We start from the raw sequence: 19,237 nt of genomic DNA, 5'->3' as shown, positions 1-19,237 counted from the left end.
GGCATTGCGCCCGGCGGCGCCTTGCCCGACGCGCAAGGCCACCAGCACGATGATGCGGGCGCCGGGCTGGTCCAGCCGCAGCGCGCGCGCCGCCGACACGCCTGCGTAGCCCCCCCCGAGAGTGCAAAAAAACCAAGACCAACCCCACACCCCCCCCCACCCCCCCCCCCCCCCGCCCCCCCCCCCGGCCCGCCCCCCCCCCCGGGAATCGTCGGCGTCCTGGAGGCCTATCTCCGCCGCGACGGCTTTCGCACCTGCTCCGCCATGGACGGCGTCGAGGCCATGCGGCTGTTCCGCGAGCTGCGTCCCGACGCGGTTCTGCTGGACGTGAATCTGCCGGGCATGGACGGGCTGGACGTATTGCGCGCCATTCGCGACGAAGGCCAGACCCCCGTCATCATCGTCACGGCGCTGGCCGATGACGTCGACAAGCTGCTGGGGCTGCGCCTGGGCGCGGACGACTACGTCGTCAAACCCTTCAATCCCGCCGAGGTCGTGGCGCGCCTGCGGGCCGTGCTGCGGCGCGCGGGGGCGCATGCGAACGCCGCGCCCATCCGCGTCGGCGGCATTGAGATCGACGAGCAGGACCACGTCGCGGTCGCGCACGTGGGCGGCGGGCGCTCCGTGCCGCTGCAACTGACGCTGACCGAGTTCCGCCTGCTGGCCTGCCTGGCATCCCAGCCGCGGCGCTGCTTCTCGCGCGGATTCCTGATCGAGCACTGCCTGCCGGAAAGCGACGCGCTTGAGCGGGTCATCGACTCGCATATTTCCAAGCTGCGGCGCAAGCTGCATGCGGTCGGGCAGGCCGACATGATCGAGGCCGTGCGCGGCGTCGGATACCGTCTATGGCGCGAAAACTAGACCGCATCTGGATCCGCTTCGGCCTGGCGGTCTCGGTCACCATGACCCTGATGCTGGCCGTGCTCGCCGGCAGCCAGGTCATGTTCTGGAAGATCGAGCACCGCGAGTTCCAGCAATCCCTGCCCGTGGAAGTGCGCGCCGAGCTGGACGATCTCACGGCCCGCGGGCTGGAAGACGGTCCGCGCGCGATGCAGATCTACGGCGAATACTGGGCCGTCGATCCCATGCGCGGCGAGAAGCTCGCGCTGCTGTTCACCGTGCTGCTCGGGCTGCCGCTGGGCCTGGCGTCCGGGTTCTTCATCTCGAAGGTGATCACCCTGCCGCTGGATTCGATGGCCGCGGCGGCCACCCGGGTGGCGCTGGGGGATTTCACGGTAAGGGCCCATGTGGGCAAGGCACGCGGCGAAATGGCCGAAATGGTGCGGGATTTCAATCACATGATCGATTCGCTCGAAACGCTGGACCGGGAACAGCGCGTGACGCTGGCCTCCATCTCGCACGAGCTGCGCACGCCCATCGCGGTGCTCAGCGCCCGCCTGCACGCGATCTGCGACGGCGTCATCCCGGTCAGCGACGAGGAAATGCGCGGCCTGCTGGACCAGTCCCTGCACCTGGGCCGCCTGGTCGCGGACCTGCACACGCTGTCGCTGGCTTCGGTCGGCCGGCTGTCGCTGCAGACCCGGCCCGTGGATCTGGTGGCGCTGGTCGGCGACGCGCTGGCCGGCTTCGAGGCCAGGCTGGCCGAGAAGGGTTTCGAGGTGGACACGCAGCTGCCCGCCTCCGCGCAGGGCAAGCTGATCATGGCCGACCCGGACCGGTTGCGCCAGATCTTCGCCAACCTCGTGGAAAACGCCTTGCGCCACGCGGCCAGCGGGCGCTGGATCGGCGTGGAAGTGCGCATACACGCCGGACAGGCCGTGCTGGCGGTGAGCGACGCGGGGCCGGGGCTGCCGGCGTCCATGCGCGACCGTCCGTTCGAACGCTTTCCGCACCAGCCCAGCGCCATGCATGGCGGTTCGGGCCTGGGACTGTCGATCGTGCACGCGCTGGTGGACCAGCAGGGCGGGTCGGTGCTGGCGGATCGCTCGGTGCGCGGCGGCATGCGGATCCAGGTCTGCTTTCCCGTGATCAGCCGGGACGCGAAGGCGTCCGCGGGGCGCAGGCAGGCGTCCCTAGCGTGATGCGCCCGGCCGCGTCCATCAATTCTCCATAAACCCTGCATGGCCCCGCAACGTCGCGGGGGCATGCTGGCAATGTTATCCAGCCAACCGTGACGGCTGCCGCCGTCCGCTACGCCATAGATACCCATGCATCGCTGTCCTGAATCGTTCAAACTCCGCTGCGCCGCGCTGCTGGCAAGCGCGCTCCTGTCGGGCTGCATGTCGGTGCCCGTGCCGGAGCTGCCGGCGCAGGTGCCCGGCGCCTGGTCCCAGGCGGCCGGCGAGGGCGCGCGCGCGGTCGATCTGCGGTCCTGGTGGACGGCGCTGGACGATCCGCGACTGAACGCGCTGGTCGAGGAAGCGTTGCGGCGCAACCTGGACCTGGAGCAATCCGCGCGCCTGTTGCAGGGCGAGCGCGAGGTCGCCGGTCGCTGGCGCTCGCGCTACCTGCCGGGTTTCGGGGTCGGCGCCCGCCCGGTGCAGGACGCCCAGGCCAAGGATTCCTATTTCCACGCCAGCATCGACATGGTCTGGGAGCTGGGCCTGTTCGGCGCGGCCGAGAGCAGCAGGCTGCAGGCCGGCGCGGACGCCGACCTGGCCGCCGCCCGCGAGCAGGGCCTGCGCGTGTCGGTGGTCGCGGCCGTGGTGCGCAACTACCTCGACCTGGGCGTGGCCAACGGTCAGATCGCGCTGCTGACGCAGATGGCCGAGCTGGACCGCGAGGCCGAGCGGCTGGCGCAGGTGCGGCTGAATACCCGCCTGGGCACGCCGCAGGACGCCGACACGGCCAGCGTGCGCCGGCAGCGCACCCTGGCCGCGCTGGCGTCGATGCACCTGGCGGCCGACCGGTCGGCGCGCGCGCTGGCGCTGCTGCTGGGCCGCGACGCGCCGGATCCCGGCTGGAGCGCGGTGGCGCCGTCGCAGGGCCTGCCCGGCTTCGCCCTGGGGGAAGTGCCGGCCGACCTGCTGCGCACCCGTCCGGACATCCGCGAGGCCGAAGCCGAAGTGCTTCGGGCCGCCGCAAGGCTGGGCATGGCGCGCTCGGCGCTGTATCCGCGCCTGAGCCTGGGCGGTTCGGTCCTGTATGCCTACAACATGACGCAGAACCGCCGCTCGAACAACAACTTCGTTCCGGCCGGCGGTCCCACGATCGATATCCCGCTGTGGGACTGGGGCGCCCGCCAGGCGCAGGTCAAGGCCGGCGAGCAGGGCATCGCCGCGGCGCTGGCCGGCTACCGCAAGGCGGTGCTGTCCGGCGTGTCGGAAGTCGAGGAATCGCTGTCCGCGCTGGCGCGCGAGCGCGAGCGCATCGCCGCGCTGGACGAGGCGCGGAGGGTGCTGGACCGGCGCAACGGCTCGCAGCGCAAGCTGGCGTCGCTTGGCCTGTCCAGCCCCTACGACGGGCTGGAGGGCCGGCGCGCGCTGCTCGAGGCGCAGTCCGACGTGGCGCTGGCGCGCGGCGCGCGGACCCTGGCCTTCGTCGCGCTCTACAAGGCGCTGGGCGGCGCCCCGCTGGCGCCGCAGCCTCAGCCGGAACAGCAGGCGCAACAGCAGGCGCAAGAGCAGGCGCAAGAGCAGGCGCAACAACCCCGGCAGGTGCGTCCATGATCGCCCTGGCGCGCAAGACACTGGTCTACGAATGGCGGCGCTTCGTGCCCGTGGTGCTGGCGGTCGGCTTCTCCGGCCTGATGCTGGTGGTGCAGGCGGCGCTGGTGCTGGGCATTTTCGGCGCTTCGGCGCTATACGTGAACGCGTCCTCGGCCGATCTCTGGGCCGGCTATCCCGGCACGCAAAGCGTCAATTTCGGCCGCACGGTCAGCGCCGACGCCGAAATGCGGCTGCGCATGGATCCCGAGGTCGTGGCGGTCGAGCCCTACCAGTGGGTCGATGGCGACTGGACGCCCGAGCGCGTCGACGCCGGCAGCGTGTCAATCTATCTGTCCGGCATTGCCGTCGGCCCCGACGCCATGCTGTTCTCGAAGCTGCTGCCGCCGGACCTGCGCAAGCGCCTGCGCGAGCCGGGGGCGGTGATCGTCGATTCGGCGGACCTGGAATCGCTGGGCGTGGCGGAAGGCGGCAAGGCCTGGATCAACGGGCACCCGGTGCGCGTGGTCGCCGCGATCGCGGGGCTGCGCGGCCTGGGCGGCGTGAACGTGCTGGCGTCGCTGGATTCGGCGCGCGTCATTGGCGGACCGCAGGCCGGCCGGGGCAGCACCTATTACGTGGCGCGGCTGGCCGATCCTTCGCGGGCGCCGGCGGTGCAGGCGCGGCTGGCGCAAAGCGACGCCAGCTTCGGTCCGCTGCAGGTCTGGACGGCCCAGGAATTCGCGCAGCGCTCACAGCAGTACTGGCTGCTGGATACCGGCGCGGGCATGGCCGTGCTGTTCATGGCCCTGATCGTCTGCCTGGTCGGCGCGGTGATCACCAACCAGTCCTTCGCGGCCGTGGTGGCGGCGTCGGCGCGCGAGTACGCCACGCTGAACGCGCTCGGCGCGAGCCGAGGCGCGCTGGCCCGCGTCGTGATCGAGCAGGCCTGCCTGGTGGGCGGCCTGGGTATGGTGCTGGCGGCCGTGGCCAGCGCGCTGCTGCTGGCGGTGGCCGTGTTCTATCACGTGCCGGTGGCCATGACGTTGACGGCGGCCCTGGGCTGCGCGGCGCTGGTGGCGCTGATGGCGCTGATGTCCAGCGTGATGGCGGTGCGCGGCCTGATCCGCACCGATCCGGCCCTGCTGCTGCGCTGATGGAGACGGTCATGAAACGTGATTTTTCGATGTCCCCGGAAGTCCAGGCCACGGTCGAGCCGAGCCTGGAAGCCTTCAGGCTGGGCAAGGCCTTCCTGTCCGGCGTGGTGAAGGTGCAGGTGCTGCAAGGCCTGTCGCTGGCCGTGTATCCGGGCGAGCTGACGCTGATTTCCGGTCCGTCCGGCTGTGGCAAGAGCACGCTGCTGTCGCTGCTGTCCGGCCTGCAGCATCCGGATGACGGCAAGGCCCATGCGCTGGGGCAGGACCTGGGCGCCATGAGCCGCCGCGACCTCGAGCGCTTCCGGCTGCACCATACGGGCTTCGTGTTCCAGGGCTTCAACCTGTTTCCGGCGCTCACGGCGCTGGAACAGGTCCAGCTGCCGCTGGGCTACCTGGGCATGCGCGACCAGGAAAGCGCCCGGCTGGCGAGCCGTGCGCTGGACGAGGTCGGCCTGTCGCATCGGGCGCACATGCGCCCGGCGCAGCTGTCCGGCGGCGAGAAACAGCGGGTCGCGATCGCCCGCGCCATCGCCAAGGAGCCCGAGCTGCTGTTCGCCGACGAACCCACCAGCGTGCTGGACGCGGAGAACGGCCAACGGGTCGTGGACATCCTGCATCGCTTCGCCCGCAACCACGGGGCCACGGTCCTGTGCGTGAGCCATGATCCACGCCTGGTCCGGCATGCCGACCGCGTCGTCGGCATGGAGGACGGGGCCATACGCAGCGACCGGCGCATCGCCACAGATTCACTAGGAGCAAAAGCATGAAGCATTCGTCGGGCGCGCGTTGGCGCGCGCTCCTCATCGTGGCGGTCCTGACGCTGAGCGCGTGTTCCGAGCGCAGCGATCCCAAGGAGACGGTGGAACGGCAGCCGGCGCGGGACGGCCAGCGCGCGGCGGCGGTCGCCCGGGGCAAGATCGAAGTCGACGGCGGGCTGGTGGCGCTGGCGCCGGCGCTGGCCGGCACGGTGGCCAGCCTGACGGTGCGCGAGGGCGACCGCGTGCAGCGTGGCCAGCTGCTGCTGGCGCAGGCCAGCCAGGTGTCCTCGGCCGCCGTCGCGGTCGCCACTTCCGAGCTGAAGCTGGCCCGCGCGCGGCAGCAGGCCGCCGAGGGCCGCCTGCCCGAGCTGAAGCAGGCCGCCGCGCGTTATGCGCAGGCGGTGCGCGCCGGGGCCGCGCAGCCCCAGCTGGCCGATGACGCGCAGCAGCGTCTGCGCGACGCCCAGTCCGACGTGGCGGTGGCCACGGCCGAGGCGGCGGTCGCGCAGCAGCGCCTGGAACAGGCCAAGGTCGCATTGCAGCAGCTCGAGCTGCGCGCGCCGGAGGACGGCGTGATCGTGGGCGTGACGGCCCGGCAGGGCGGACGCCTGGAAGCGGGCGCCCCGGCCCTGACGCTGTTGCCCGCGCGCCCGCTGATCGTGCGCGCCGAACTCAACTCCGCCTACGTCGCCTCGGTGCGCGTGGGCATGCGCGCCACGGTGGCGTCCGACATGGACTCGGCGGCGGCCGCGCCCGCTCTGCCTTCGGCCAAGCTGGTGCGCATCAGCCCCATCTACGGCAACGGCCGCCTGCAGGACGACGCCCAGCGCGGTCCTGTGCGCGTGGTCGAGTGCATCCTGGAATTCGACGGCCCGGCAGAGGCGATCGTCGGCCAAAACGTGAGAGTGACTTTCCATGAATGACAACTTCGAGCTGCAAGTGCGCTGGAACGGTGGCAAGGCGACCGTTCCGGAATGGACGATCCAGTGCGATTTCGACGGCACCATCAGCCTGCAGGACGTGACCGACACGCTGCTGCAGCGTCACGGCATGCCGGGCTGGGAAGACCTGGAAGAGGCCTGGGAGCGCGGCGAGATCGGTTCGCGCGAGTGCATGAGCGGCCAGGTGGCGCTGCTGGACATGAGCGTGGCCGAGCTGCGCGAGGCGCTGGAGCAGGTCCATGTCGATCCGGGCTTTGTCCGCTTCGTCGACCAGGCCCGCCAGCTCGGCATCGGCGTGCAGGTGGTCAGCGACGGGCTGGACTACGCCATCCAGGTCATCCTGGCGCGCGAGGGCATGGGCGATCTGCCCATCGTGGCCAACCGGCTGCTGCCGGCCGGGCCGCGCCGCTGGAAGCTGGAAACGCCCTGGTCGCGGCCGGACTGCGCCAGCGCCAACTGCAAGTGCGGCCAGCTCGCCGGGCAGCAAGCCGCGGGCAAGCGCGTGCTGTACGTGGGCGACGGCAGCTCGGACTTCTGCGTTTCGGGCAAGGCCGAGCACGTGCTGGCCAAGGCCAAGCTGCTGGATCACTGCCGCGCCAACGGCATCGTGCATTCCGCCTTCGTCGACTTCGACGAGGCGCTGTCGCGCCTGCCCCTGATCCTGTCCGGCCAGAACGAGGAGTCCACGGCATGAACAAGGCCGCCACCGTCCTGGCGCCGCCCGGCGCGGGATACCTCCGGGGCGAAGCGCGCGAACGCGCCGAGCCGCTGGAAATGCTGGCCGATGAGTACCTGCTCGAAGGGCAGGGCGAGCGCGCGCGCACCGGCATCCTGCTGATCCACGGCCTGACCGGCACGCCCAACGAGATGCGGGTGCTGGCGCGTGGCCTGCACCTGCAGGGCTACACCGTGTACGCCGTCAAGCTGGCCGGTCACTGTGGCACGCTGGACGATCTGGTCGGCACCAGCTGGCTGGACTGGCTGGCCAGCGTGCGGCGCGGCGCGGACCTGCTGTCGCGCCGCGTCGACCGCGTGGTGGTCGGCGGCCTGTCGATGGGCGCCGTGCTGGCGCTGGCCCTGGCGCAGGAGCGTCCCGAGCACATCGCCGGCGTGCTGGCGCTGTCGCCGGCGTTCCGCCACGACGGCTGGAGCATGCCGCGCTATACCAAGCTGGCCTGCCTGCTGCCCGTCATGCGCGCGCTGGGCATCGGCCGGCGCAGCGTGTTCATGGAACAGCCGCCCTACGGCATCAAGGACGAGGCGCTGCGCGCCCGCGTGGTTTCGCAGATGCACGCCGGCGACAGCGCCGCCTCGGGCCTGCCGGGCAACCCCTGGTGGTCGGTGGTGGAAATGCACAAGCTGGCGCGCTCGGTGCTGCGCAACATGCCGGCGCTGCGCGCGCCCTGCCTGGTCATGCACGCGCGCAACGACGACATCGCCTCGGTGTCGAACGCCTACGAGATCCAGCGCCGGGCCGTCAACGCGCCCGTCACGCTGCAACTGCTGGACGACAGTTATCACATGATCACCATCGACCGCGAGCGTCGGGTGGTCATCGCTCGCGCGGCGGCCTTCGTGACCGAGCTGGTCGAGGGCGCGAAGCCAGGGGGCGGCGCCGATGTGGAATGAGGCAATGACACCGCTGGTGGTGACGCTGTGGATCCTGAACCTGCTGTTCGACAGCGTGGGCCAGCTGATCTTCAAGGCCGCCGCGGTCGATCCGAAGCTGGGCGAGGGCGCGGGCCGCTGGCGCCGGATGGCGCGCCGGCCCTGGCTGTGGCTGGGCATAGGCTGCTACGTGCTGGAATTCGTCCTGTGGCTGGCGTTCATCTCCCTGGTGCCGCTGTCGGACGGCGTGCTGCTGGGATCGATCAGCATCGTGGTCGTCATGCTGCTGGGCCGGGTGTTCTTCCGCGAGCGGCTCACGCCCTTGCGGGTGCTGGGCATCCTGCTGGTGTCGCTGGGCGTGGGCATCGTGGGATTGAAGGGGTAAGGCAATGCGGCGTTTCTATCTGATCGGTTTCCTGGCGCTGATGGCGTTCGACACCTTGGCGCAGATCAGCTTCAAGGTGGCGGGCGAGCATGCGCTGCCGCTGGAATTCTCGCCGGCGTGGCTGCTGCGCGTGTTCGGCCAGCCCTGGATCTACGGCGCCTTCATCGGCTACCTGGGTGCATTCTTCACGTGGATGGTGCTGCTCAAGCACGCGCCCATCGGGCCGGCCTTCGCCGCCTCGTATCTGGAGATCGTCGCGGTGCTGGTGATTTCGGCGGTATGGTTCGGCGAGCCCATCGGCTGGCCGCAGATCCTCGGCACGGTGCTCATCCTGGGCGGCATCTGCTGCCTGGCGGTCAGCGAGTCCTCGACGGTGCCGAAGATCGAGCATGCGGGGCAGCCGGCGCAACACGGCGCCTGACGGTCGCGCGCGGCGGGCATGGCCCGCCGCCGCTTGCCCGGCCGGGCGGTCCGGCCCGCGGGCGCCGCGCCGCCCCATGGCGGGCGCGGACACAAGACGGTTTCAGCGCGCGCGCGCCGCGTCCAGCAATTCGACGATCTGCCAGTTGAACGCGTTCTGGCGCGCCTGCCATTGCGGCAGTTCCCTGTCCTGGTGCGCGGTGTCCTGGCCGTCGGCGGCGCTGAGCCAGCGCTTCCACGCGGTCCGGTAGTGCCAGACCGAGACATCGCCGGTGACATCGCTGCCGACGATCTGGCCATGCAAGGCCTGCGCCAGCGTCTTCAGGTCGGCGCGCAGCAGCACGCCCTGGTCCCAGTTGGTGCGCACCTCGTCGGCCGAGAACGCATCCTTGTCGATGCTGAAATAGGTATCCATCGGCCTGGCCGCCAGCTCCTGGCGGGCCGCCTCCACCAGCGTCGCGCGGTCGGGGAAGCTGCGAAAGCGCGGCCCCAGGCCCAGCCAGCGCGACCAGCGCGTATCGACGCCGGTGCTCCAGTACGTGACCTTGCCGCTCCAGACGGAACCCAGGTTGTGTTCCCAGGCATGCGCGGCGCCCAGGTCGCCGGAAGTGATGCCGATGACGTGCACGTGCGCCACCTGCGGCAGCCGCGCGACGCGGCGCACCCAGGAGCCGCAATGCACGCCCCAGGGAAAGCGCATGTTGTCGGGATGGTTGTCCAGCACCACCACGCGCAGGCTGGCGGGGGCGCGCCCCGCCGCGCAGCGCTCGATCAGCGGCCAGCTCAGGTGATGGAAGTCGCCGCTGCCCATGAAGACGGTGCCGTGGTCGGCGGGGGCCGGCATGCGGCTGGTCAGGTTGCGAATGCAGGATCGCAGCACGCCCTGGCGGCAGCCGAAGCGGATCGCCTCGCGCCAGTCGTCGTTCAGCGCCAGCCGGATCTCGCCGGGCAGGGCGCCGACGGAACTGTCGGTGTCCAGCACGACGGGCGGGTGGCGCAGGGCGGATTGTTCTACTTGGTGATCCATTGGCTGTCCGTGGTGAAGCGGCTGGAAAAACGCCGGGCCACGGCCCGCAGCAGCGGATTGCGCACATAGACCACGTGGCGCGTGGCGGTGAAGCGGGCGCCCAGCAGCGCCTTGACGCCGGGATCGGTCCAGCCGGCGATGTAGTGCCGCAGCCCGCGTTCCAGCGCGTATTCCAGGTTGACCATCCAGCTCACGAAATACAGGTTCATCTCGCGTGAGGCCGGATACGAGAGACCGATGTACTTGTCGGTCAGCCGTTCGCCGTCGTCGAAGCAGAGGTTCCAGCCCAGCATCTGGCCGGTCTCGGCATGCCGGTATTCGAACACGATGCCGCCGCTGCCGCCGTCGCGCAGCAGCGCCGCGAAGTAGGGCCGCGTCAGGCGGTCGAAATGGATTTCGCTCTGGGCGTAGACCTGCTCGTACAGCGCATAGTACGCGTCCACGCGGGCATCGTCGGCGTAGGCCTCGCCCGTGGGCACGCGCCGCACCGCGATCTGCTCGCGGCTGCGCAGCTTGCGCTTCAGGTAGCGGCGCGCGTCTTTGGGCAGGCGGTCCAGATACGCGTCGCCGTCGGCGAAGTCGATGGGCACGTAGGCCAGCGCCTGGCCGTCCAGCACCACGAAGCCCTGTTCCGTGCAGGCCTGGACGACCTGGTCGGCCAGCGCGTTGTCGGCCTCGGACAGCAGCGGCGAGCGCAGCGGCAGATCCTTGAAGATGGTCAGGGCGTATTGCCTGCCCGGCCCCTGGCGCAGCGTCCGCGCCAGCGCATCGGGATCGGCGGCGGCCGGCAGCAAGGCGTACTCGCTGACCGTGGTGCCGATGAAGGCGGCGCGCAGCGTGAGCCAGCGCGACCACCAGCCGTGGCCCGGCAGGCCGCGGATACGCGTCTTGAAGTCGTCGTCGGCCGTCGTCAGCAGATCGAACGGCGCGGCGAAGGCCGGCAGCGGCAGGCCTTCGATGATCTTGAAGCCTTCCGGGGGATGCGCCAGGAAGCACTCGAGCAGGGCAGCCGGCTCGAGTGCGTTGCGCAGTGACTGCCCCGGCATCAGGCCCGCTTGGCCCGCGAGATCAGCTGGTCGAGCAGGGCCATGGCCTCGTCGATTTCCGAACGGCTGATCATGAGCGACGGCGCGAACGTGATCACGTTCTTGTAGTAGCCGCCCACGTCCAGCACCAGGCCGCGCTTGCCGCCCTGGAAGTCCAGGTCGCCGGCCAGGCCGATGTCGACCATCTTGTCCAGCAGCGCCTTGTTGGGCGTGAAGCCGTCCTCGGTGCAGATCTCGGCGCGCAGCGCCAGGCCCAGGCCGTCGACGTCGCCGATTTCGCGGTGACGCTTCTGCAGGTCGCGCAGGCCTTCCAGGAAGTAGGCGCCCGACTCGCGCACCTGGCGGCCGAAGTCCATCTCGTGCGTCATCTTCATGACTTCCAGGCCCAGGGCCGTGCCCAGCGGGTTGGAGGCGAAGGTGGAGTGCGTGGAGCCCGGCGGGAACAGGGTCGGGTTGATCAGTTCTTCGCGCGCCCACAGGCCCGACAGCGCGTTCAGGCCGTTGGTCAGCGCCTTGGCGAAGACCAGCACGTCCGGCTTGACGCCGAAGTTCTCGACCGACCACAGCGTGCCGGTGCGCCAGAAGCCCATCTGGATCTCATCGACCACCAGCAGCACGCCGTGATCGTCCAGCACCTTCTTCAGGCCCTTGAAGAAATTCGGCGGCGGCACGACGTAGCCGCCCGTGCCCTGGATGGGCTCGACGTAGAAGGCCGCGTACTCGCACTGGTTGGTCTTGGGGTCCCAGATGGCGTGGTATTCGTTCTCGAACTTGCGCGCGAATTCCTTGACGATGGAATCCGAGTATTCCTCGGCCGTCATGCCCTTGGGGCGGCGGAACGGGTAGGGAAAGGGGATGAACTGCGCGCGGTCGCCGAAGTGGCCGTAGCGGCGGCGATAGCGGTAGCTGGAGGTGATGCTGGAGGCGCCCAGCGTGCGGCCGTGGTAGCCGCCCTCGAAGGCGAACATCAGGCTCTTGCCGCCGCTGGCGTTGCGCACGACCTTGAGCGAATCCTCGATGGCCTGGGCGCCGCCCACGTTGAAGTGCACGCGGCCCGTGTGGCCCCACTTCTTTTCCGCATCTTGCGCGATGAACTTGGCCAGCTCGATCTTGGTCGGGTGCAGGTACTGGCTGGCGACCTGCGGCAAGGACTGCAGCTGCTCGATCATCTTCTGTTCGAGGCGCTTGTTCTTGTAGCCGAAGTTCACGGCCGAGTACCACATCTGCAGGTCCAGATACGCGGTGCCGGCGTCGTCGTACATGTAGCTGCCTTCGCAGCCCGTGAAAATCTTGGGCGGGTTGACGTAATGCACCGTATCGCCGAACGAACAATAGCGGGCTTCATCTGCCAGCAGGCTGGCGGTATCGATGGACATGGACGCGGATCTCCGTAAAAGTCGCGGAGCGAGTGTGCGCGCCCAAGGTTGCTCGACTGTCGAGGAATTGTGGAAGGAGTGTGGAGCGCGGCCCGGTCTGCAACCGGACCGTCATGAACGCTCCACCATGCGCGTCAGCCGCGGACGTCCGTGGCCCCTTCCAGGAACAGTTTCTGCACCATGGCGCCCATGCCCAGCGGCGCGATCTCGCCGCGCTGCACCGCGTCCATCGCCGCGTACAGCAGGTAGTCGTAGGCCCGCACCAGCCACAGGGCCGGCACATCGATCCGGAAGGCGCCGGCCTTCTGGCCGTTCAGGAAGAAGGTTTCCAGCGTCTGTCCGTAGAACGAGGGCAGGGGCAGGTCGGCCGTTTCGGTCCTGGCGTCGATCATGCGCACCCATTCGGCGTGATTCCAGAACACGTAGTACTCGCGGCCTTGCACGACCACGTCGGTCAGCCGTTGCAGCGCGTCCGGATAGGGCGGCGTGTGCAGGTCGGCGCGGGCCAGCGCGTCCTGCAGGTGCTGGATGGCCCGGGTCATCAACAGCTCGATGACGTCTTCGCGGGTGGGGGAGATGCGGTACAGCGTGGCCTTGCTGATCCCGGCGGCGCGCGCCAGCTGTTGCAGGCTGGCCCTGGGTTGCTGCGCGATCGACAGCGCCAGCGCGCGCGCCAGCTTGTCGTCTAGGGGGTCGGACATGGATTTCTCCGGATAAAAAACAGGGTCAGATCCTAATGAATCTGACTGGATTCAGCTAACTGTAAAAATCGATGGTTTCCAGTCTACTACGAATTAAATGAGTTCACAAAAATTAATTTGAATCTAAGTTGACTCATTTTGTTCTGATCAATATCATACAGTCCTGAATCGCCTCAATCCCGGGGCGGCATCGGAATGCCAGAGGACAACATGACCCAGTTCAGAGCCAGTGCAGCGGCCCTAAGCCTGACCGCCTTGCTCGCCGGATGCGGCGGCCAGGACCCCCAGGCGGCGCAAGACCAGACCATCGACGTGGCCCCGCTCGTCGTCGCGCCGCGATCCCAGGCCATCCTGGCCGACCTGCCGGGCCGGATCTCGCCGGTGCGCGTGGCCGAGGTGCGCGCCCGGGTGGCGGGCATCGTCCAGAAGCGCCACTTCGAGGAAGGCGCGACCGTCAAGGAAGGCGACCTGCTGTTCACGATCGAGCCGGCCCCGTTCGAAGCCGCGCTGGCCCGGGCGCAGGGCGCGCTGGCGCGGGCCCAGGCCCAGGTCCGCCAGGCCCAGGCGCTGGCCGACCGCTACCAGCCGCTGGTGAAGATCGCGGCCGTCAGCCGCCAGGAATACGACGACGCCGTCGCCGCCCTGCAGACCGCCAAGGCCAACCAGGTGTCGGCGCAGGCCGACGTCAAGACCGCCCAGCTCGACCTGGGCTATGCCAGCGTGCGCGCGCCGATCTCGGGCCGCATCGGCCGGGGCCTGGTGACCGAGGGCAGTCTGGTGGGCCAGGGCGAATCCACGCCCATGGCGCTGATCCAGCAGCTCGATCCGGTCTATGCCGACTTCCGCCAGCCCGTCAACGCGCTGCTCAAGCTGCGCGAGGCGGCGGCCGGGGCGCAGGCCGAGCCGGCGGTCAGCGTGCGCGTCGACGGCACCGGCTACACGGCCAAGGGCAAGCTGCTGTTCTCCGACGTTTCGGTGGATCCGGGCACGGGCCAGGTGATGCTGCGCGGCCAGTTCAGCAATCCCGACGGACTGCTGCTGCCGGGCATGTACGTGCGCGTCAGCGCCGAGCAGGGCGTGCAGAGCAACGCCATCTTCGTGCCGCAGCGCGCCGTCATGCGCGGCGCCGACGGACAGGCCAAGGTGCTGGTCGCGGCCGACGGCAAGGCGCAGGAGCGTCCGGTGCAGACCGGCGCCATGCAGGGATCGGAATGGCAGATCACGCAGGGACTGGCCGCGGGCGACCAGGTCATCGTCGACGGCGCCGCCAAGATCCCGCCCGGCACGCCGCTGCGCGTGCAAGCGGCCGGCGCCCAGGCGCCCGCCCAGCAAGCCGCGCAATGAGCGCGACCGCCCCGCGCGCCACCCCGCATCCCGCGCCGCGGCAGCCCTGAGCCCAGACGGATTCCATCATGCCGAATTTCTTCATCAAGCGGCCCAACTTCGCGTTGGTGATCGCGATCTTCATCGCCCTGGCGGGCCTGCTCGCCATTTCCTCGCTGCCGGTGGCGCAGTACCCCAGCGTCGCGCCGCCCCAGGTCATCATCAAGGCGACCTATCCGGGCGCGTCCGCCGAGGTCATCAACAACACCGTCATCAGCCTCATCGAGGAAGAACTGAACGGCGCCAAGGGCCTGCTCTACTACGAGTCGCAGAGCAACAGCGCCGGCGTCGCCGAAACCACCGTCACCTTCGAGCCGGGCACCAACCCCGACCTGGCGCAGGTGGATGTGCAGAACCGCATCAAGCGGGTGGAATCGCGCCTGCCGCAGGCCGTGGTCCAGCAGGGTCTGCAACTGGAACAGGCCAGCTCCAGCTTCCTGCTGATCTACGCGCTGACGTACAAGGACGCGGGCAAGGACCAGGTCGGCCTGGCCGACTACGCGGCCCGCAACATCAACAATGAAATCCGGCGCGTGCCGGGCGTGGGCCGGGTGCAGATGTTCGCGGCCGAGCGCGCGTTGCGCATCTGGATCGATCCGGCCAAGCTGGTCGGTTACGGCCTGTCGGTCGACGAGGTCAACAAGGCCATCGCCGCGCAGAACATGCAGGTTTCCGGCGGCTCCACCGGCGAGCAGCCCAGCCCGTCCGAGCAGGAAATCACCGCGAGCATCATGGTCGAGGGCCAGCTCAGCAGCATTCCGGAATTCGAGGCCATCGTGCTGCGCGCCAATCCGGACGGCTCCACCGTGCGCCTGGGCGACGTCGCCCGCGTCGAGATGGGACGCCAGGACTACCGCATGTCCAGCCGCCTGAACGGCCAGCCGGCCGCCGCCATGGGCGTGCAGTTGGCGCCCGGCGCCAACGCGCTGGAAACCGCCCAGGGCATCAAGACCCGCCTGGCCGAGCTGTCGAAGAATTTTCCCAGCGACGTGTCGTACAGCGTGCCGTTCGACACCTCCATCTTCGTGAAGGTGGCCATCTCCAAGGTGCTGATGACGCTGGCCGAGGCCGTCGTCCTGGTGTTCCTGGTGATGCTGCTGTTCCTGCAGAACCTGCGCTATACGCTGATTCCCACCATCGTGGTGCCGATCTGCCTGTTGGGCACGCTGGCGGTGATGCTGCCGTTGGGCTTCTCCGTCAACATGATGACCATGTTCGGCATGGTGCTGGCGATCGGCATCCTGGTGGACGACGCCATCGTGGTGGTCGAGAACGTCGAGCGCATCATGGCCGAGGAAGGCCTGTCGCCGAAGGACGCCACCATCAAGGCCATGGGCCAGATCAGCGGCGCTATCGTCGGCATCACGCTGGTGCTGGCCGCCGTGTTCCTGCCGCTAGCCTTCATGACCGGCTCGGTGGGCGTGATCTACCGCCAGTTCTCGGTGTCGCTGGCTGTGTCCATCCTGTTCTCGGGCTTCCTGGCGCTGACCCTGACGCCGGCGCTCAGCATCCTGCTGCTCAAGCCCATTGAAAAGGGTCATCACGAGAAGAAGGGCTTCTTCGGCTGGTTCAACCGCGTGTTCGCCCGCATGACCGACCGCTATTCGGCCACCAACGCGCGCCTGCTCGCACGCACCGGCCGCATGATGCTGCTGTACGCCGCGCTGGTGGGCGGGCTGGGCTATGTCTACACGAGCCTGCCGTCGGCCTTCCTGCCGACCGAGGACCAGGGCTACATGAACACCGACGTGCAGCTGCCGCCGGGCGCCACGCTGTCGCGCACGCTGGAAACGACCCAGCACCTGGAGCAGTACCTGGGCACGCGCCCGGCCGTTTCGGATGTGCTGACGGTGCAGGGCTTCAGCTTCTCCGGCCAGGGCCAGAACGCCGGCCTGGGCTTCGTGATGTTCAAGGACTGGGCCAAGCGCGACAAGAATGAATCGGCCATGGCCGAGGCCGACCAGGCCAACCAGAACCTGGCGCTGGTTCCCGATGGCACGCTGTTCTCGGTGGTGCCGCCCTCGGTCGAAGGCATGGGCAACTCCTCGGGCTTCGCGCTGCGCCTGCAGGACCGCGCCGGCCTGGGCCGCGAGGCCCTGCTGTCGGCCACCGAAACCCTGATCAAGAAGGTGTTCGAGAACCCGCAGATCTTCTCGTACATGATGGTCGAGGGGCTGTCCGACGCGCCGGCGCTGGACCTGCGCATCGACCGCAACAAGGCCGAGGCCCTGGGCGTGCCGTTCGACGCCATCAACTCGGCGCTGTCCACCGCCTTCGGCTCGGCGCTGATCAACGAGTTCCCCAACAAGGGCCGCATGCAGCGCGTGATCGTGCAGGCCCAGCCTGAAAGCCGCACCACGCCGGAATCGGTGGCCAAGCTCAACGTGCGCAACCGCGCCGGCGAACTGGTGCCGATGGAGTCCTTCAGTGAAATCGGCTGGAAGCACGCGCCGATCCAGCTGATCCGCTACAACGGCTACCCCAGCATCAAGCTGATCGGCGATGCGGCGGCCGGTGGCAGCACGGGCGTGGCGATGAAGGAAGTCGAGCGCCTGATCGGCGAACTGCCCCCGGGCATCGGCTACGAATGGACCGGCCTGTCGTTCCAGGAAAAGGCCACGGGCTCGCAGGCGCCCATGCTGCTGGCGCTGGCGCTGCTGGTGGTGTTCCTGGTGCTGGTCGCGCTGTACGAAAGCTGGAAGATTCCCGCGTCCGTGCTGCTGATCGTGCCGGTGGGCGCGCTGGGCGCGGTGGCGGCGGTGATCGTGGCCGGCATGCCCAACGACGTGTACTTCAAGGTGGGCCTGGTCACCATCATCGGCCTGGCCGCCAAGAACGCGATCCTGATCATCGAGTTCGCCAAGGATCTGCACGAGCAGGGCCGTTCGCTGAAGGAAGCCGCGATCGAGGCCGCGCGCCTGCGCTTCCGCCCCATCGTGATGACCTCGGTCGCCTTCATCCTGGGCGTGGTGCCGCTGGTCATCGCCACTGGCGCCGGCGCCACCAGCCAGCGCGCCATCGGCACCGGCGTGCTGGGCGGCATGCTCAGCGCCACCTTCCTGGGCGTGCTGTTCGTGCCGGTGTTCTTCGTCTGGACGCTGTCGCTGGCCAAGGGCCGCAAGTCCAAGGCGGACGCGGTCGCGGCCACGGAGGGCAAGGCATGAAGTTCATGAGCGTCTTCTCCATGTTGAACGCCAGCGACGCCGGCGGCTTCGCGATGGCCGCCGTGCTTAGCGCGCTGGGCCTGGCGGCGCTGTGCGCCGGCGGGTATGCGCTGACCGCGCGCCGCGAGGCGCCGGCCACGGCGGGCCACCCCACGACGAATCAAGGAAAGTGAACGATGAATTCCCTGCAAGATCTTTATCGGCGTTTCAAGCCGCTGGTCGCGGCGGCGGCGGTCCTGGCCGCGCTGTCGGGCTGCGCCATGGCGCCCACCTACGAACGCCCGGCCGCGCCCATCGCGCAGCAATGGAGCGTGGACGGCCAGGCGGCCGCCGCGTCCGATGCCGGCCCGTCGGCCGCCACGCTGGAATGGCGCGACTTCGTGACCGACCCGTCGCTGCGCGGGCTGATCGAGACGGCGCTGGCCAACAACCGGGACCTGCGCAAGACGCTGCTCAACGTCGAGGCGGCCCGCGCCATGTACCGCGTGCAGCGCGCCGACCGGCTGCCGACCATCGGCGCGCAGGCCAGCGGCACGCGCCAGCACAATCCCGCCGATCTGAACCCGAGCGGCAGGGCGGGCGTGCAGAGCGAGTGGCGCGCCGGCCTGGGCGTTACCGCTTTCGAGCTGGACCTGTTCGGGCGCGTGCGCAGCCTGTCGGAAGCCGCGCTGGAAGAGTATCTGGCCACCGAGAGCGGCGCGCGCAGCGCCCGCATCAGCCTGATCGCGGAAGTGATAGATGCCTACCTCGCGCGTGAAAGCGCCAGGGAACGCGGCCTGCACACCGAACGGACGCTGGCCTCGCGCGAGCAGTCGCTGCAGCTGATCGAGCGGCGCCGCGCCGAAGGCATCGGCAGCGCGCTGGACCTGGAACAGGCCAGGGGACTGACCGAGCAGGCCCGCGCCGACCTGGCGCGCATGGAGCGCGAGTTCCGCCAGTCCACCAACGCGCTGACGCTGCTGGCCGGCGTCAGCGACATGAGCCCGTATCTGGCGCCGCACGAGGGCGCCACGCCCATGCTGGTGCAGCAGCTGGCGGCGGGCACGCCGTCCGAGATGCTGGCCAACCGGCCGGACATCCTGGCCGCCGAGCATCGCCTGAAGGCACGCAACGCCGACATCGGCGCCGCGCGCGCCGCCTTCTTCCCGCGCATTTCGCTGACCGGCATGTTCGGCAGCGCCAGTTCGGACCTGTCGGATCTGTTCAAGGGCGGCCAGCGCGCCTGGTCCTTCGCGCCGCAGGTCACGCTGCCGATCTTCGACGCCGGCCGCAACCTGGCGAATCTGGACCTGGCCAAGCTGCGCAAGGACATGGCGGTGGCCGAGTACGAACAGTCCATCCAGACCGCGTTCCGCGAAGTCATGGACGCGCTGGCGGCCACCGACACGTTGCGCCGGCAGGAAGACGCGCAGCGCGCGCAGGCCGCCAGCAGCCAGGCGGCGCTGGCCCTGTCCGAGGCGCGCTATCGCGGCGGCGTGGACAACTATCTGCGCTACCTGGACGCGCAGCGCAGCGACTTCGCCAACCAGATCGCGCTGATCGAGGTCCGCACGGAACGCCAGGCCGCGCTGGCCTCGCTGTTCCGCGCCCTGGGCGGCGGCTGGCGCGGCGGGAACGACGACGTGGTGGCGCAGGCCGCAACTCGGCGTTGAGACAAGGGAGCCGC

The 19,237-nt window shown here is 69.4% G+C and carries 18 protein-coding genes; 14 read left to right on the top strand and 4 right to left on the bottom strand.

Translation table 11 applies throughout. From position 1 onward, the window contains the following. The first annotated feature begins 207 nt into the window (after positions 1-207). The 10 genes from ACEU5R_RS08565 to ACEU5R_RS08520 all read left to right on the top strand — a co-directional run bounded on the left by ACEU5R_RS08565 (position 208) and on the right by ACEU5R_RS08520 (position 8,875). On the top strand, positions 208-861 hold the full coding sequence (locus ACEU5R_RS08565; RefSeq protein WP_392409835.1) for a response regulator: 654 nt from the start codon (positions 208-210) through the stop codon (positions 859-861). Then, on the top strand, positions 846-2,042 hold the full coding sequence (locus tag ACEU5R_RS08560; RefSeq protein ID WP_392409831.1) for an ATP-binding protein: 1,197 nt from the start codon (positions 846-848) through the stop codon (positions 2,040-2,042). Before ACEU5R_RS08565 ends, ACEU5R_RS08560 begins: the two co-directional genes overlap by 16 nt. Before the next feature lie 126 nt (positions 2,043-2,168). Continuing rightward, a complete protein-coding gene (locus ACEU5R_RS08555) occupies positions 2,169-3,629 on the top strand; it encodes a TolC family protein (protein ID WP_392409830.1) in 1,461 nt (486 codons plus the stop codon). Continuing rightward, the gene (locus ACEU5R_RS08550) at positions 3,626-4,762 is read left to right on the top strand and encodes an ABC transporter permease (RefSeq protein WP_392409829.1); all 1,137 of its coding nucleotides are present in this window, start codon (positions 3,626-3,628) and stop codon (positions 4,760-4,762) included. The genes ACEU5R_RS08555 and ACEU5R_RS08550 overlap by 4 nt, the downstream gene beginning before the upstream one ends. 11 nt (positions 4,763-4,773) lie before the next feature. Next, complete coding sequence (locus ACEU5R_RS08545) at positions 4,774-5,529, top strand: ABC transporter ATP-binding protein (protein ID WP_392409828.1); 756 nt, start codon at positions 4,774-4,776, stop codon at positions 5,527-5,529. Then, positions 5,526-6,443, top strand: coding sequence for an HlyD family secretion protein (locus ACEU5R_RS08540; RefSeq protein ID WP_103275654.1), 918 nt, complete (start codon positions 5,526-5,528; stop codon positions 6,441-6,443). Before ACEU5R_RS08545 ends, ACEU5R_RS08540 begins: the two co-directional genes overlap by 4 nt. Next, on the top strand, positions 6,436-7,155 hold the full coding sequence (locus ACEU5R_RS08535) for an MtnX-like HAD-IB family phosphatase (RefSeq protein WP_392409827.1): 720 nt from the start codon (positions 6,436-6,438) through the stop codon (positions 7,153-7,155). Before ACEU5R_RS08540 ends, ACEU5R_RS08535 begins: the two co-directional genes overlap by 8 nt. Continuing rightward, on the top strand, positions 7,152-8,090 hold the full coding sequence (locus tag ACEU5R_RS08530; RefSeq protein ID WP_369869710.1) for an alpha/beta hydrolase: 939 nt from the start codon (positions 7,152-7,154) through the stop codon (positions 8,088-8,090). The genes ACEU5R_RS08535 and ACEU5R_RS08530 overlap by 4 nt, the downstream gene beginning before the upstream one ends. 4 nt (positions 8,091-8,094) lie before the next feature. Beyond that, positions 8,095-8,454 (top strand): EamA family transporter, encoded by a 360-nt coding sequence (locus tag ACEU5R_RS08525; protein ID WP_103275652.1) that lies wholly within the window; start codon positions 8,095-8,097, stop codon positions 8,452-8,454. A gap of 4 nt (positions 8,455-8,458) precedes the next feature. Further along, positions 8,459-8,875 (top strand): multidrug efflux SMR transporter, encoded by a 417-nt coding sequence (locus ACEU5R_RS08520; RefSeq protein WP_103275651.1) that lies wholly within the window; start codon positions 8,459-8,461, stop codon positions 8,873-8,875. A 102-nt stretch (positions 8,876-8,977) separates the two neighbouring features. Here ACEU5R_RS08520 and ACEU5R_RS08515 read toward each other — a convergent pair whose 3' ends face one another. The 4 genes from ACEU5R_RS08515 to ACEU5R_RS08500 form a co-directional block, all read right to left on the bottom strand. After that, entirely contained in the window at positions 8,978-9,901 is a 924-nt protein-coding gene (locus ACEU5R_RS08515) for a hypothetical protein (protein WP_392409826.1), read from the bottom strand. Next, on the bottom strand, positions 9,886-10,947 hold the full coding sequence (locus ACEU5R_RS08510) for a peptidogalycan biosysnthesis protein (protein ID WP_392409825.1): 1,062 nt from the start codon (positions 10,945-10,947) through the stop codon (positions 9,886-9,888). The genes ACEU5R_RS08515 and ACEU5R_RS08510 overlap by 16 nt, the downstream gene beginning before the upstream one ends. After that, entirely contained in the window at positions 10,947-12,323 is a 1,377-nt protein-coding gene (locus ACEU5R_RS08505; protein ID WP_103275648.1) for an aspartate aminotransferase family protein, read from the bottom strand. Before ACEU5R_RS08505 ends, ACEU5R_RS08510 begins: the two co-directional genes overlap by 1 nt. Before the next feature lie 134 nt (positions 12,324-12,457). Continuing rightward, a complete protein-coding gene (locus ACEU5R_RS08500) occupies positions 12,458-13,024 on the bottom strand; it encodes a TetR/AcrR family transcriptional regulator (RefSeq protein ID WP_392409824.1) in 567 nt (188 codons plus the stop codon). Between the two features lie 210 nt (positions 13,025-13,234). On the opposite strand from ACEU5R_RS08500, the gene ACEU5R_RS08495 reads away from it, so the two are divergent. The 4 genes from ACEU5R_RS08495 to ACEU5R_RS08480 all read left to right on the top strand — a co-directional run bounded on the left by ACEU5R_RS08495 (position 13,235) and on the right by ACEU5R_RS08480 (position 19,223). Further along, a complete protein-coding gene (locus ACEU5R_RS08495; protein WP_103276605.1) occupies positions 13,235-14,368 on the top strand; it encodes an efflux RND transporter periplasmic adaptor subunit in 1,134 nt (377 codons plus the stop codon). 68 nt (positions 14,369-14,436) lie between these two features. After that, complete coding sequence (locus ACEU5R_RS08490) at positions 14,437-17,571, top strand: multidrug efflux RND transporter permease subunit (protein ID WP_103275646.1); 3,135 nt, start codon at positions 14,437-14,439, stop codon at positions 17,569-17,571. Continuing rightward, positions 17,568-17,744: a hypothetical protein gene (locus tag ACEU5R_RS08485; protein ID WP_158658486.1), complete on the top strand. Its 177-nt coding sequence runs from the start codon at positions 17,568-17,570 to the stop codon at positions 17,742-17,744. The genes ACEU5R_RS08490 and ACEU5R_RS08485 overlap by 4 nt, the downstream gene beginning before the upstream one ends. Positions 17,745-17,747: 3 nt before the next feature. Beyond that, complete coding sequence (locus tag ACEU5R_RS08480) at positions 17,748-19,223, top strand: efflux transporter outer membrane subunit (protein WP_103275645.1); 1,476 nt, start codon at positions 17,748-17,750, stop codon at positions 19,221-19,223. Positions 19,224-19,237 lie beyond the last annotated feature (14 nt).

The sequence above is a fragment of the Achromobacter sp. 413638 genome, from assembly GCF_043119405.1.
In the GTDB taxonomy this organism is placed as follows: domain Bacteria; phylum Pseudomonadota; class Gammaproteobacteria; order Burkholderiales; family Burkholderiaceae_B; genus Achromobacter.
Note: the sequence above shows the minus strand (reverse complement) of the source record. Positions and strands in the feature narration are given on the sequence as shown.